This window comes from Acinetobacter sp. P8-3-8, from assembly GCF_000214135.1.
Taxonomy (GTDB): Bacteria; Pseudomonadota; Gammaproteobacteria; order Pseudomonadales; family Moraxellaceae; genus Acinetobacter.
The window spans coordinates 83,455-97,366 of record NZ_AFIE01000004.1 but is presented as its reverse complement, the minus strand read 5'-3'; the positions used below and the strand labels follow the sequence as shown (position 1 = coordinate 97,366).

The 13,912-nt window shown below is 38.2% G+C and carries 15 protein-coding genes; 6 read left to right on the top strand and 9 right to left on the bottom strand.

Annotated elements, in window-relative coordinates:
* Window positions 1-33: 33 nt before the first annotated feature.
* The 6 genes from ftsA to gshB all read right to left on the bottom strand — a co-directional run bounded on the left by ftsA (window position 34) and on the right by gshB (window position 7,038).
* A complete protein-coding gene (gene ftsA, locus GGG_RS0103600; RefSeq protein ID WP_010112329.1) occupies window positions 34-1,296 on the bottom strand; it encodes a cell division protein FtsA in 1,263 nt (420 codons plus the stop codon).
* Between the two features lie 64 nt (window positions 1,297-1,360).
* Window positions 1,361-2,215 (bottom strand): cell division protein FtsQ/DivIB, encoded by an 855-nt coding sequence (locus GGG_RS0103595; RefSeq protein ID WP_010112327.1) that lies wholly within the window; start codon window positions 2,213-2,215, stop codon window positions 1,361-1,363.
* A gap of 4 nt (window positions 2,216-2,219) precedes the next feature.
* Complete coding sequence (locus GGG_RS0103590; protein WP_010112323.1) at window positions 2,220-3,149, bottom strand: D-alanine--D-alanine ligase; 930 nt, start codon at window positions 3,147-3,149, stop codon at window positions 2,220-2,222.
* A 79-nt stretch (window positions 3,150-3,228) separates the two neighbouring features.
* Complete coding sequence (murC, locus tag GGG_RS0103585; protein WP_010112321.1) at window positions 3,229-4,677, bottom strand: UDP-N-acetylmuramate--L-alanine ligase; 1,449 nt, start codon at window positions 4,675-4,677, stop codon at window positions 3,229-3,231.
* Window positions 4,678-4,690: 13 nt separating this feature from the next.
* Window positions 4,691-5,788 (bottom strand): undecaprenyldiphospho-muramoylpentapeptide beta-N-acetylglucosaminyltransferase, encoded by a 1,098-nt coding sequence (murG, locus tag GGG_RS0103580; protein WP_010112319.1) that lies wholly within the window; start codon window positions 5,786-5,788, stop codon window positions 4,691-4,693.
* Window positions 5,789-6,093: 305 nt separating this feature from the next.
* Window positions 6,094-7,038, bottom strand: coding sequence for a glutathione synthase (gene gshB / locus GGG_RS0103575; protein ID WP_010112317.1), 945 nt, complete (start codon window positions 7,036-7,038; stop codon window positions 6,094-6,096).
* A 111-nt stretch (window positions 7,039-7,149) separates the two neighbouring features.
* Between gshB and GGG_RS0103570 the strand changes: the two genes are divergently transcribed.
* The 3 genes from GGG_RS0103570 to GGG_RS0103560 all read left to right on the top strand — a co-directional run bounded on the left by GGG_RS0103570 (window position 7,150) and on the right by GGG_RS0103560 (window position 8,927).
* Entirely contained in the window at window positions 7,150-7,347 is a 198-nt protein-coding gene (locus GGG_RS0103570) for a DUF3565 domain-containing protein (RefSeq protein WP_010112316.1), read from the top strand.
* A 143-nt stretch (window positions 7,348-7,490) separates the two neighbouring features.
* Complete coding sequence (locus GGG_RS0103565) at window positions 7,491-8,180, top strand: class I SAM-dependent methyltransferase (RefSeq protein WP_010112315.1); 690 nt, start codon at window positions 7,491-7,493, stop codon at window positions 8,178-8,180.
* Between the two features lie 30 nt (window positions 8,181-8,210).
* On the top strand, window positions 8,211-8,927 hold the full coding sequence (locus GGG_RS0103560; protein WP_010112314.1) for a VanW family protein: 717 nt from the start codon (window positions 8,211-8,213) through the stop codon (window positions 8,925-8,927).
* A gap of 2 nt (window positions 8,928-8,929) precedes the next feature.
* Here the strand turns inward: GGG_RS0103560 and GGG_RS0103555 are convergent, their stop codons facing one another.
* Entirely contained in the window at window positions 8,930-9,460 is a 531-nt protein-coding gene (locus GGG_RS0103555; RefSeq protein WP_010112312.1) for a hypothetical protein, read from the bottom strand.
* A 76-nt stretch (window positions 9,461-9,536) separates the two neighbouring features.
* Entirely contained in the window at window positions 9,537-10,187 is a 651-nt protein-coding gene (gene pyrE / locus GGG_RS0103550; RefSeq protein ID WP_010112310.1) for an orotate phosphoribosyltransferase, read from the bottom strand.
* Between the two features lie 41 nt (window positions 10,188-10,228).
* On the opposite strand from pyrE, the gene GGG_RS0103545 reads away from it, so the two are divergent.
* On the top strand, window positions 10,229-11,047 hold the full coding sequence (locus GGG_RS0103545) for an exodeoxyribonuclease III (RefSeq protein ID WP_029574426.1): 819 nt from the start codon (window positions 10,229-10,231) through the stop codon (window positions 11,045-11,047).
* Between the two features lie 486 nt (window positions 11,048-11,533).
* A complete protein-coding gene (locus tag GGG_RS0103540; protein ID WP_029574425.1) occupies window positions 11,534-11,881 on the top strand; it encodes a Spx/MgsR family RNA polymerase-binding regulatory protein in 348 nt (115 codons plus the stop codon).
* 465 nt (window positions 11,882-12,346) lie between these two features.
* Here GGG_RS0103540 and GGG_RS0103535 read toward each other — a convergent pair whose 3' ends face one another.
* Window positions 12,347-12,778 carry a DUF2147 domain-containing protein gene (locus GGG_RS0103535; protein WP_010112304.1) on the bottom strand — a complete coding sequence of 144 codons (432 nt, stop codon included), beginning with the start codon at window positions 12,776-12,778 and terminating at the stop codon, window positions 12,347-12,349.
* Between the two features lie 154 nt (window positions 12,779-12,932).
* Between GGG_RS0103535 and GGG_RS0103530 the strand changes: the two genes are divergently transcribed.
* Window positions 12,933-13,847 carry an alpha/beta hydrolase gene (locus GGG_RS0103530; protein ID WP_010112303.1) on the top strand — a complete coding sequence of 305 codons (915 nt, stop codon included), beginning with the start codon at window positions 12,933-12,935 and terminating at the stop codon, window positions 13,845-13,847.
* Window positions 13,848-13,912: the final 65 nt, after the last annotated feature.

The following is a 13,912-nucleotide window of genomic DNA, read 5'->3' as shown; positions in this document are numbered from 1 at the left end:
AACTTCCTAACAATATTCCCCAAAAAATTACACCTAAAAAATACCCTTTAATTTGTTATTTAAGGCATTCCAACCACTTACGACTCGATCAGCAAATGATCGACGATCTGTAACTTCTGGTTCTTCAACAGCCTCTTGCATATCACTTTGACTGAATAATAATAATCCTGCTGCTGTAGCATACATCGAACGGCGCAATGATGGTAAGTGCTGATCATCGGCAACAACTTGTAACGGTGGATTACCCAAGTGCGCAGAAACACCTAACATACGACGCGCCAAGGTCACCATACCTTCAATTTGACAAACATCACCTGTCAATACAACGCCATGATACAAACTTTGTAATGCACCACGTTGCTCTAACTCATTACGCACCATCGTTAAAATTTCTTCATGACGTGCAATAATAATTTCAGATAATTCAATACGACTGATCGTTTGTGGACCATCAATTGCTTCAAACTGAATCATATGATCAGGTTTTACTTGGTGAATATCAACACAACCGTATAAAAGCTTAATGCGTTCAGCTTCTTCTGTCGTCGTTTGCAACACTGAAGCAATATCACGTGTCACATTCTCACCACCACGTTGAATGGTGTGTGCAAGAACAAGATGTCCTTCTATATATACAGCAATATTGGTCGTACCTGCACCAATATCAACCAAACATACACCATATTCTTTTTCGTCTTTGAGCAAACTTGCCTCAGCCGTTGCCAAGCAAGACACCACCATTTTCTCTACAGAAATATTGGCACCTTTCATTGCACGGTCTAGGTTTTGCATCGTACTAATCGGCATCATCATCAATTGATAATGTGCGGTCATACTATTTGCAGACAAGTTAATTGGATTTTGCACCCATTCAGATGAATCATCCAACTCAAAACCCAAAGGCACAGCACTTGCTAGATAATGGTCTGCCGTCATATGACTGGCTTTCGCAAGCTCTAAAGCACGCACCACTTCTGTAGTCGTAATCGTATGTTCAGCATTCGAGATTGGAGTACGGCCTATCGCATAATGGCTTTGTAATTCAGTACTTGGAATAGATACCCATGCTGAATGTATGCGACATTCAGCCATATCTTCAGCCTCTTGAACGGCTTGTTTAATAGCATTTGTAACTTTATCAAGGCTAACAATTTTGCCCTTATTCATTCCTTTATTGCGTGCACTAGCCATGCCAATAACCTGAATATGATCAGGGGCATGTACTTTTCCAATCAGTACTGAAACTTTATGTGTCCCAATGTCAATTGCAACAACTGAGGGAACAGCTTCATTCATCACATCACTACCATTATCTTGATTGTTTATGTTTTGGCTTAATGCCTCTTTTTCAAGCCAACTATTATGGCTTTGCAGTTATCCCACCTGCAACGCTTATGTCATTACTCGTTACAACAAATTGACCATTCACAATTTTTGGTGAAACTGAATTTTTCCATTGAATTGCTAAACCATTTCGATAGCGCAAATCAATTGCAGAAATATTCGACCAAATTGGCTTTAGATCTGTTTGTGCTAAATGACTTAAGCGTTGAAGCTTACTCATCGTCTGATCTTGATCGACAATAATTCGTAAACCTGAATCAAACTGCATAAACCAAGTCATACGTTCAGTGAGATATAATTCTTTTAAACGTATATTAACTGGGTGAAATAATTGATTAATTTCATTATAGCGACGCATCATGACTTTGGATTGGCTGAGCGGTCCATGAAGCAATGGCAGATTTGAATGATTTTTCGCCACTACTTCTGTATAGACATCTCCAGCATCACTTAACAATCGCCCTGTTCCCCAACGAGCAATCGCATGACGTGGCATAACGCGCACTCGAATACCATTTGGCCATGCGCGTGATACCACGACACGATCTACCCATGAGACATCAAGCGCTTTATCTCGAATTTGTTCTAAATCCGAAGTAAAATAATTCGCCTTCACAACAGGTGTTAAATGTTGTGACATAAATTGTGTTTCTACCGCTGAATTTGTTCCAACCACTTCAAGGGTTGCAACTCTTGCATCGGTAACAACTTTATAAAATCCGTATATCCCTGCAAGCAATACAACAACAGCAATCAACATGAGCAACCAACTCCCCACGTTCAGAAGCTTGTCCTTACGTGTAGGAGGTTTATCATGGATCGATGTGATCGCTGCACGTTTACGGCGCATTGAAGCAGGAAGTTGAGCCATAAACTTAGTGTGCTTGTTCCGTTAAAGTTTGCTCAAGAATAGCAACACATAATTCATCAAAACTATAACCTACCGCTTTGGCTGCTTTTGGTACCAATGAATGACTGGTCATACCTGGAACGGTATTCACTTCCAATAACCAGAAATTGCCTTGCTCATCTAACATGGCATCAATACGGCCCCAACCACTTGCACCTACAGCCTGAAAAGCACGTAAGCACAATTCTTGTAGACGTTTTTCTTCAGACTCGCTTAGACCACATGGAATACCATATTCCACATCATTGCGGCTATATTTCGCTTCATAATCATAAAAAGCAACATCTGCTGGTGGTTGTAAACGAATTACAGGCAATGGCAAACCATTGAGGAATGAAATCGTATATTCACGACCTGTAATCCATTTTTCAGCCATAACAACAGCATCATGTACTGTTGCTTTATCAATTGCTGCTGCTAGATTTTCAGCTTTTTCAACCTTACTCATACCGACACTTGAACCTTCGTGTACAGGTTTGATAATTAAAGGTAAACCAAGACTGTCGATCACTTCTTTTAAATCTGAATCTTTATTGATAATACGATATGGCGCTGTCGGCAAATCCGAACCTTGCCAAATCTGTTTGGTTTTTACTTTGTCCATACCGATGGCAGAACCCTGCACACCCGTACCGGTATAAGGCACATTCATCCATTCCAATGCACCTTGGATTTGACCATCTTCGCCGCCACGACCATGCAAAACAATAAATGCACGATCGTAGTTTACAAGTTCTGTCACGCTACGCTCTTTTGGATCGAAGCCTTCAGCATTCACACCCGAACGTAATAATGCTTCTAGTACAGCTTTACCACTATCTAATGACACCTCACGCTCAGCAGATTTACCACCAAGCAATACCGCTACTTTGCCGAATTTAGAAGCATTTGACACGTTTAAATCCTTAAACTTATAAGTTAGTCAATTTAAATTCCGAGATTAAGCTCATTATTCATAAGCTCAACCGAATTCATTATTTTAAATAAAGTTGGTTCTGCGCTAATTCTAGCGAAATTGCTCCAACGTTACCCGCACCTTGTGTTAATAACAAGTCGTTTGCTTGTAACACTTTTTGTATAGCGTGCTGCAAATTGCCTTCTACAGGGTCAATCAGAATCGGTTCAACTTCGCCACGCAAGCGAATACTGCGTGCCAATGCACGACTATCTGCACCGACAATTGGCTTCTCACCTGCAGCATAAACCTCGAGCAATAACAATTGATCCACTTGTGACAACACATCTACAAAATCATCAAAACAATCACGTGTACGGCTATAACGATGTGGTTGGAACATCATCACCAAACGACGATCAGGATGGCTAGCACGTGCAGCTTTGATCGTTGCTTCAACTTCTTTTGGATGGTGACCATAATCATCAACCAACTTGACATTGCCTTCACCCAGTTCAAATTCACCTTGAACTTGGAAACGGCGACCAACACCACTAAAGCCTTCCAATGCACGAGCAATCGCAGCATCAGATACGCCTTCATCGGTTGCAATACCAATCGCAGCGAGCGCATTTAAAATATTATGCAATCCTGGGAGGTTAATCGTTAAACGTAGTGGCTCACGACCTTTACGCAATACAGTAAAGCTTGATTGCATACCTGTTTGATCAATATCTACCGCACGGATATCGTTATCTTCGTTAAAACCGTAAGTCACTAATGGACGACCAATACGTGGCATGATTTCACGAATATTCGCATCATCACCACACACGACAGCCAAACCATAAAACGGCATTTTTTGTAAGAATTTTACAAAGGTATCTTTCAAAACATCGAAACTACCGCCATAGGTATCCATATGATCTGCATCAATATTGGTGACAATGGCAGCCATTGGCTCTAAATATAAGAATGAAGCATCAGACTCATCTGCTTCAGCAACAATAAAACGACTCGCACCCAATGCAGCATTCACACCTGTACGGTTCAACAAGCCGCCAATCACATAAGTTGGATCCATGTTTTCTTCCGCCAACATACAAGTCACCAAACTTGTTGTTGTGGTTTTACCATGCGTTCCAGCAACAGCAATACCATGACGGTAACGCATAAGTTCACCAAGCATTTCAGCACGACGAACCACTGGAATACGATTTTCAATCGCTTCTTTTACTTCTAAATTTTCAGGATCAATCGCTGTAGATACAACCAGAACGTTCGCACCTTTAATATTTTCAGCCGCGTGACCAATAAATACTTGAATACCATTTTCTTCAAGTTTTGCAGTTGTTTTAGATGCTTTAATGTCTGAACCCGAAACTTTATAGCCTTGGTTTTTCAACACTTCTGCAATACCGCACATCCCTGCACCACCGATACCCACAAAATGGATATGTTTAATACGGCGCATTTCAGGAATTTTAATCAGGCTTTTTGCTTTATCAGCTGGGCTTGTTGGAGACATAATCAACTCTAACTTACAAATCTTGAATTAAACCAACCACACGATCTGTTGCGTCTGGTTGAGCTTGTTGACGAGCTTTTACAGCCATTTCCATCAATAATTGACGGTTCATCAACGGGGTTAATACATCTTTTAACGAATCAGGTGTCATGGTGCTTTGTGGGCAAATCTTCGCAGCACCCGTTTTTTCTAAAAATCTTGCATTTGCTGTTTGGTGATCATCCACCGCACTTGGCAAAGGAACAAAAACTGCTGCCACACCAGCAGTTGCGACCTCTGTTACGGTTAATGCCCCTGCACGGCAAATAATCAAATCTGCATTGCTATAGGCCTGTGCCATATTTTCAATAAAAGGTTGAACTTCAACCTGTAAATTTTCAGGCGCATCAGCATATAACGCTTGGGTTGTATCTTGTTTATTTTGCCCACATTGATGAAACACTTTTAAGGGTACATCAAACTGTTTTAGCGCTTGTGGTACACATTCATTTAACGCTTGTGCGCCTAAAGAACCACCCACGATCAACACATGCAACGGTTCACCTGCATTTTCACGCTCTTTATAACGAAAAGATGGATTATAAATTGCTGTGATTTCAGCACGTACTGGATTGCCAGTCGTCACCACTTTTTCACTTTTTGGAAAGGTATTCGGAAAAGCTTCACATACGATTTTTGCTACACGAGCAAGTTGAGTATTGGTAAATCCTGCAACAGCATTTTGCTCATGGATAATCACAGGAATACCCAATAAACGTGCAGCTAAGCCACCCGGCCCTGCAACATAGCCACCAAAGCCTGCAACAGCATCGACTTTGAGTTGTTTCATATAGCGCATAGCACTAAGTGTCGCTTTTAAAATTTTAAACGGCGCACCCAATTTGCGAATGATACCGTTACCTCGTACACCTTGAATATCAATTTGATAAATTGGAATATCGTGTTGTTGTAATAATCGATTTTCCATGCCTGTTGGTGTTGCCAACCAAGACACCTGACAGCCTTGTTGTTGCAATTCTTTTGCAACTGCAAGTGCAGGGAATACATGTCCGCCTGTTCCTGCTGCCATCATCATGACGTGTTTTGGTGTGCTTTGTTGAGGTTTGGTCACAGTCTAATTCTTCAATTCAAAAATAAATGTTAAACGAATATTTAAAAAACCAATTGTAATCACAAACTGCTATAGGGGAAAAGTTTATTTACTTTTTTTCACCAAGCACTTCATTGTTTTTTTCTACTGATTTGGAAGTTTAAACTACTTTTATCATTAATCAGCTAAAAATTGTTTAACTATTCGTTATTTTTTATATTTCTTACATCTTTAACACTTTGAAAATAAGACAGAGCCATTCAATGACTCTGTCTTATTTTAGTTGAAATTTATAATTTCCAACCGAGTTAAAATAATTTTCTAAATCAAGTTGGCTTTCCAGCTTCGAGGACGTCAAATAAATCATCCGCAATCGATGTTCCAAACTGAGCATCAATCTCACGGATACAGGTTGGACTGGTCACGTTAATTTCGGTGACATAATTGCCAATCACATCTAAACCAACAAAAACCAACCCTTTTTCTTTTAAAAATGGGCCAACTTTTGCTGCGATCGCTTTATCATTTTCAGTCAATGGACGTGCTTCACCCAAACCGCCAGCAGCCAAATTACCACGCACTTCGCCATTTTGAGGAATACGTGCTAAGCAATAAGCCACAGCTTCACCATTGACCATCAAAATACGTTTATCACCATCCACAATTTCAGGAATATAGCGTTGTGCCATAATCGGTTGTGTGCCATTTTCAGTTAAGATTTCAATGGTTGAACCAATATTCACACCATCTTGATAAAGTCGGAAAATGCCCATTCCGCCCATACCATCCAATGGTTTTACAATCACATCGCCATGTTCTTTCAAAAATTCACGAATCAAACTTTGTTGTGAAGTCACCAGTGTTGGTACTTGTAATTCTGGGAATTGTGTTGCGAAAAGCTTTTCATTACAGTCACGTAGGCTTTGTGGTTTGTTAATAATCCACGAACCTTCACGCTCTGCTTGTTCTAAAATATAGGTGGTATAGACAAAATTCATATCGAAAGGTGGATCTTTACGCATCAATATCACGTCATAGGTCGCTAACGATTCTTTGGTTTTTTCACCCAATTCATAATAATGGTTGTAATCTTCAAACACTTTTAATGGTGAAATAAGACCAAAAGCTTTGCCTTGATCGATATATAAATCTTGTTGCAATGCGTAGCCTAACTCATGTCCACGACGTGCAGCAGCCCAAAGCATTGCCATAGTGGAGTCTTTTTTAAGGTTTACATTTTCGATGGGATCCATCACAACAAGTACGCGCATATCGATGCTCTTATAAAATTTTGGATTGCATGCAGTATAGCGGAGATTCTAGGTTTCTTTTTCTAAATTTCGCTAAACTGTTCGCAATTATTGTGAACAAGTTATAACGATATGCAACAAAAAATTATTGGCTTTCATTTGGATGATGAGCAACATTGGGTGGCTGATTTGGCTTGCGGTCATACACAACATGTCCGCCATACACCGCCTTGGCAAAATCGTCCGTGGGTGCTTAGCGAGCAAGGGCGCAATGAAAAGTTGGGCGTTGAGTTAAATTGTAAAGAGTGTGATTGTTTGAACAACGTTTAAGACATAAAAAAACTTAACGATAGAGATAAAATAGTTTATTAATAATTTTAATATTGTTGAAACTTTCACCATACCTTAAAAAAGATTCAATCGTTTTAATAAAAAATAACCAATCGAAGATATGTAATACATGAGCCATTTTTATGCCCAATTCAAAACATCAATCCAATATTAAAAGTTATTACAACCAACTTGCACAAAACTACGATGACAATCGATTTAATAATAGTTATGGGCAATACCTTGATCAGCAAGAAAGAGCTTTTCTTGCTGATGTTTTGATGGATGTTTCTACTAAAAAATGCATGGACATTGGTTGCGGCACAGGGCGCTTATTGGATTATGCTGACTACGGTGTAGATTTCAGCCCTGAAATGCTGAAAATAGCTGCACTAAAATATCCGAATAAAATACTTTTAGAGGGAAGTTTGACTGATATTCCAATTGAAAATAATGTCTTAGACGTGATTTATAGTTTTCACGTCATCATGCATCAAGACATGAATACAACTCAAGAATTTCTCAATCAAGCACATCAAAAACTAAAACGGGGCGGAAAGCTTATTTTTGATTTCCCATCGGCAAAACGCCGAAAAACCGTTCAACATGAACAAAAAGACTGGCATGCAGCCAATCAAATGACACGACTAGACATTGAAAAGCTGGCAGGTTCTCAATGGAAAATCATTAAAAGTCAGGGCTTTTTATTCTTTCCCATTCATCGTATTCCGAGCAGTATGCGTTCAATATTTAGACCTTTGGATAATTTTATTTGTCGCTCATTTTTTAAAGAATATGCTTCTTATTTAGTCATCGTTTTAGAAAAACAATAACTCAATAAACTTAAATAAGGAAAACAAGATATGAAACAATATTTACCTAAATCATGGAAATTACTTTATCAATTGTTTCGTAGATATTGTCGTGAGCATTTATTTTCTAAGCAAAATTTTGCTTTAAAGCATGAACAGCTTTGGCAGACACAATTTCAAATTTCAACACAACAAGAAATTAAGATAAATCAATATTTTGACAATAAAACTCATAATATTGATTTAACCATTCAAGCCCTACATGGCTTAGTGATTGAACCCAATCAAACCTTCTCTTTTTGGCATCTCGTCCCAGCACCTACGCAAAAAAATGGATATAAAATAGGACGTAATTTAGTTCAAGGGAAAGTGACTGAAGACGTTGGTGGTGGAATCTGTCAAATTTCTTGCTTGCTGTATATCAATGCATTAAAAGCGGGTTTAAGAATCATTGAAAGGCATGCTCATTCTGTTGATATTTACCAAGAACATGAACGTTTTACACCTTTAGGCAGCGATGCGAGTGTGGTTTATGGCTATAAAGATTTACAGTTTCAAAATACTTTAGATTTCGCCATTCAAATAAAAATACTCAGACAAAATGATCAATTACGTGCAATTTTTGTGACAAAGCGACCTGCACGCATCTATCTCTTAGATTTTGTTATTGAAGATTCCGAAAACTATCGAATTGTAAATACTTATGCAGATCATAAACATATCGCAAAGAATACATATCCATTGCCAAGTCAGTTAGGTACAGACTGAACTTATTTGGTTTTTTCCTGTTTCATGTTGGTAATCAAATATTCATGTGCTGTCCGCGGATCACGTGGTAAATCCAATTTAACGCGACAACCTAAATCAATATCATCTTTTTCAAAAACAATAATTTCTGCATTTAGCTCAATCGGACGCCCCGTTTCAAAATCGGTTTGTTGTAAGTTTTCACCCAATAATTCAGCATATCTTTTTTCTAAACGACCAATGGTTAAATCTTGGATCATCACTTTAATTGAATATTGCTGATTTGCGCATTCAGGCTCACGCTGTACGCGTGCTTTTTTGAAATAACCCGTTTCAGATGCTCTTAACATCAATGTATTGATCAATTTTTTTTGCGCATTACTATTCACATTTAGAACCAATTCAAACTGTTCTAAACCTTTCCATTGAAATGGGTTTTGGCGAAAATACATATCCCGTTCAAATTGATAGCGTTGCCAGCGCCGTTGATCGACATGTTTGGCAAAAATTACACCAAGTGCGATAACAGCGATAATGATCACTAAAATTAACATTGAAGATTGATATCCATTTTTAAATGAATCATAAAAATAAGGAGCATGAGCTCCTTATATTATCTAATTTTGAAACTTATACACCATATTTCACACGGTAAGCTTCCATTTTTGCTAAAGCTTCTTTTTCATCTTTCGATTCTAAATAATTCATCAAATCTTTCATGGTGATCAAAGCATGTACAGGAATTTCTAATTCTTTCTGAACTTCTTGAATTGCAGAATATTGCCCTTGTCCTTTTTCTTGGCGATCTAAAGCCACCAATACACCTGCAATCGTTGCACCTGCATTTTTAAGAATGGTCACCACTTCACGAATCGCTGTTCCTGCGGTGATCACATCATCAATGATCCAAACTTTTTTGCCTTCTACTGATGCACCCACCAACACGCCGCCTTCACCATGATCTTTGGCTTCTTTACGGTTAAAACCCCAAGGTACACTCACGCCATGTACCTGAGACAATGCCACTGCGGTTGCTGCAACAAAAGGAATCCCTTTATAAGCAGGGCCAAATATCACTTCCACATTGTTACATTGTGTGATTTTATCTGCATAACCTTGAGCTAAAAGCGATAATGCTTCACCATCATTGAGTAAACCTGCATTAAAAAAATAAGGACTCACACGGCCTGATTTTAAAGTAAACTCACCAAATTTAAGCACGCCTCGTGATAATGCGAGTTCGATAAAAGCTTGCGGGTTAAACTGAGCTGGCGTTGACATGAGGTGCTCCAAAAATTCATACATTGAGGTTATGACTGCACATGATACCAAAGAGTAGCTATCCAAGTGATCAAAAAATTTTAAGAGTCGTATCAATCAACGTAAATGGTCTACGTTCATCGGTTACTAAAGGACTTCTTGAATGGATGGAAAAGTCAGATGCTGACGTCATCTGCATACAAGAAAGTCGTATTACCCATGAACAATGGACAGATAAATTCAAACCCGAAGGTTGGTTTACGCATTTATTCCCTGCTGAAAAATCTGGCTATGCAGGTACAGCGATTTATAGTCGTTTACCATTTAAATCTGTTCATAATGGTTTAGGCTTTGAGCTCGCAGACTCTCAAGGTCGTTTTATTACAGCTGAATTTGATCTTGGTTTAGACAAGCCTGTACATATTTGTTCTTTGTACCTGCCTTCTGGTTCATCTGGTGATGAAGCTCAAGCACGTAAAGATCACTTTTTAGAAGAATATACAAAAATTTTAAAACAATGGCGTGATGAAGATAAATCTATCATCGTTTGTGGCGACTACAACATTGTGCATAAACGCATTGATATTAAAAATTGGTCAGGGAATCAAAAATCTTCAGGTTGTTTACCACATGAACGTGCATGGTTAGACCATATTTATGATGATTTAGGTTATGTCGATACGTTCCGTGAAGTTCGTAAAGAAGCAGAAGTATATTCTTGGTGGTCGAATCGTGGACAAGCTCGCGCTAAAAATGTCGGTTGGCGTATTGATTATCAAGCATGCTCACCCGATTGGAAAGCGCGCACTGTGAATGCGTGGGTTTATAAAGATGAATGGTATAGCGATCATGCACCTGTGATCATTGATTATACAGTATAAATTTTTCAATCCGCATATTGAGTTTACACATGTAAACTCAATATGCGTCAAATTCGCACAAAACTTGTCGTGTTATCTTATATTTTCATCATGCAAATAAGAGCATTATAGCTTCACGGCACAGGGACATTGTCAGGATGACAGCAAAAGGATAGGACGCCGTAGGATGAAAAGAAAATAAATATTTTTATATTTGTTTTCCAAGGATGTGACATTGGACGTTGTACTGAGACCCGCATAATCAGGATGATTTGATGCGGGCTTTCTCTTTTTTAAAAAGGCACTTTACCAAATCGCCATTCTCAATTTTTAGAATTATTATATTAGTGGTATGTTGTCATTTATTCAGAATGTAATCTCAAAATATTAAAGCTGTATGACAATCATTGCATCCTTTAAAAGATATTACCCATTCTCATACATTTTTCATTGGCAATTTTGCTATTCTTTCAGTCAAATCAGACAATTAAATACTTAGGTTTAATCATGCTTAAAATTTATGGAATTAAAAACTGCAACTCTATGAAAAAGGCTTTTGACCTGCTTACTGAAATTGGTTTGAGCTATGAGTTCCATGACTATAAAAAACAAGGGATCGATGCTGAAACGATTAAAGTATGGCTAAAACACATTCCTCAAGAGATTCTTTTAAATAAAAAAGGCACAACTTGGAAAAAACTGACAGAACAAGAGCAACAACTTGCCCTTTCAAGCCAAGAAGAACTGATTAAAGCATTAACCACGCATACAAGTTTAATTAAACGACCTGTGATTGATCAAAATGGTGAATATGTAGTTGGTTTTGATGAAGACAAAATCAAAGCTTTAAAATAGTGAATAAAATAATTAACCTGAGTTCGGGATAAGATATGTTCCCAACTATATGATACGCGAGAACGTCAGTCGCATTGTCTGAGGCATGAGGAATATATTCCGCAAGATCTGCAATATATTGTTTTTGCAATATATTAGGTACTAACTAGTATCTGTCGAGTTGGCGACTCTTGCGCTGCTTTAATCACAGCTCAGGTTTTACCCTTGCGTGGCAGTGCCACTCATCCCGAAAGCCTTGCGAGGTAGTACCTCTCAGGTCGAACCTGAGCGAGATTGAAATATATTTCAAGTGAAGTGCAAGACGAAGTAGGTTAATCCTTACATCTGAATTTAAATGATAAGACTCCGTTGTGCCTGATCTATCTTGCCAATGAATTACATCAGAGTTTATTCCGAACTGAAGTTAATCAGGTTAAAAACAAAAACCCGATCAATTGATCGGGTTTTTGTTCAAACGCAATTCGATTAGTTGGCACGAACCCAAGTTTGGTTACGACCAAGCGCAGCAATACCAATATAGCCACGTAGTTTCAACTGATTACCAGCCAATTCTGCTTTTAATTTATACGTTTTACCATTTTTCGGATCTAGAATTGAACCATTGTCATAGTTCTTACCACCAACATTCTTCAATCCAGTAACAATCGTTACGCCTTTCAAAGACTTATTGTGATATGGACCTTCACATTTAACACAGGCATTTTCTTCACCTGGTGTTAATACATTTTGAATGGTCGCATTCAGCGTTCCATTTTTCTGTTCTGTGAATTTCACAACAGCTTTTGGTTGTTTCGTTGTATCGTCAATTGTTTTCCACACAGTTCCATTTAATGGATCTGCAGCATTTGCGAAAACTGTTGCAGATAGTAATCCTAGTGCAAGAGCAATTTTTTTCATTGTTTTGTTTTCCCTAGTCATATATGACACTATATAGTATTAAAAACTCACAGCAAATTAGCAATTTTTGTCTGTGACTATATAGTGTACCCTTGTAAGAATTGTTGGTAAATCCACAAAAATAATGATCAAATTTGAAAAAAATGGAAGAAACATGAAGATTAATCCTGTTTTGAAACAATATTTTACAGAATCGATTTTGAAGGCAAATTTTAAGTTTCCAAGTCGCTTTAATCTTCCACCAACCACGGCTCGTTTTGCTATGGAACAACTCGCTCGTGTTTTTCCACAACGTAAAGATGTGCATATTCGAAGTTTACGCATTGCAGGTATTCGTGCAGAAGAAATCAAGCCCCAAGCGCATGCGACACAACTGATCTTACATATTCATGGCGGTGCTTTTTTTGTGGGGTCTTTAAATACGCATCGTGCATTTTTATCTGAAATTGCAGCTAGAACGCAAATGCAAGTTTTGCATTTAGATTATCCCCTAGCACCAGAAAATCGCTTTCCTGAAGCTGGAGATGCTATTTATGATGTGTATCAACAACTTTTAGATCAAGGCATTTTGCCTAAAGACATTATTATTTCAGGTGATTCCTGCGGTGCTAATTTAGCTTTGGCACTGGCTTTGAGAATAAAAGAAGAAAATAAACATCAACTGCCAAGTGGGCTGATTTTGCTGTCGCCTTTTTTAGATTTGACACTCACAGGTGAATCACTGCGCTACAACCAAAAACATGATGCTTTATTGTCCTTAGAAGCACTCGAATCAGGGATTGAATATTACGTACCTAAACATTTAGATCGCTCTTTGGCCCCACTTTCACCTATTTTTGGCGACTTTGAAGGTCTCCCTCCGACATTAGTACAAATTGGCTCAAAAGAAATTTTGTTATCTGATGCGCAACGTTTTGAAGAAAAAGCCAAAGCAGCCCATGTAGATGTGACCTATAAACTCTATACAGGAATGTGGCATAACTTCCAGATGTTTAGCCCATGGTTTGACGAAGCAAAACGCTCACTTGCAGATATTGCTGAATTTGCTCACCATCTTGATCGTGATTAACCTGAATAACGTTTGAGTTCCACATATTCAAGAATAAATTGTGATATATAAATCATATATTTATA

What these genes read in the sequence shown, in the direction of transcription:
- ftsA (WP_010112329.1), bottom strand. Translation starts at nt 1,296, where the DNA reads ATGAATGAAGCTGTTCCCTCAGTTGTTGCAATTGACATTGGGACACAT.
- GGG_RS0103595 (WP_010112327.1), bottom strand. Translation starts at nt 2,215, where the DNA reads ATGGCTCAACTTCCTGCTTCAATGCGCCGTAAACGTGCAGCGATCACA.
- murC (WP_010112321.1), bottom strand. Translation starts at nt 4,677, where the DNA reads ATGTCTCCAACAAGCCCAGCTGATAAAGCAAAAAGCCTGATTAAAATT.
- gshB (WP_010112317.1), bottom strand. Translation starts at nt 7,038, where the DNA reads ATGCGCGTACTTGTTGTGATGGATCCCATCGAAAATGTAAACCTTAAA.
- GGG_RS0103570 (WP_010112316.1), top strand. Translation starts at nt 7,150, where the DNA reads ATGCAACAAAAAATTATTGGCTTTCATTTGGATGATGAGCAACATTGG.
- GGG_RS0103565 (WP_010112315.1), top strand. Translation starts at nt 7,491, where the DNA reads ATGCCCAATTCAAAACATCAATCCAATATTAAAAGTTATTACAACCAA.
- GGG_RS0103560 (WP_010112314.1), top strand. Translation starts at nt 8,211, where the DNA reads ATGAAACAATATTTACCTAAATCATGGAAATTACTTTATCAATTGTTT.
- GGG_RS0103555 (WP_010112312.1), bottom strand. Translation starts at nt 9,460, where the DNA reads ATGTTAATTTTAGTGATCATTATCGCTGTTATCGCACTTGGTGTAATT.
- pyrE (WP_010112310.1), bottom strand. Translation starts at nt 10,187, where the DNA reads ATGTCAACGCCAGCTCAGTTTAACCCGCAAGCTTTTATCGAACTCGCA.
- GGG_RS0103545 (WP_029574426.1), top strand. Translation starts at nt 10,229, where the DNA reads ATGATACCAAAGAGTAGCTATCCAAGTGATCAAAAAATTTTAAGAGTC.
- GGG_RS0103540 (WP_029574425.1), top strand. Translation starts at nt 11,534, where the DNA reads ATGCTTAAAATTTATGGAATTAAAAACTGCAACTCTATGAAAAAGGCT.
- GGG_RS0103535 (WP_010112304.1), bottom strand. Translation starts at nt 12,778, where the DNA reads ATGAAAAAAATTGCTCTTGCACTAGGATTACTATCTGCAACAGTTTTC.
- GGG_RS0103530 (WP_010112303.1), top strand. Translation starts at nt 12,933, where the DNA reads ATGAAGATTAATCCTGTTTTGAAACAATATTTTACAGAATCGATTTTG.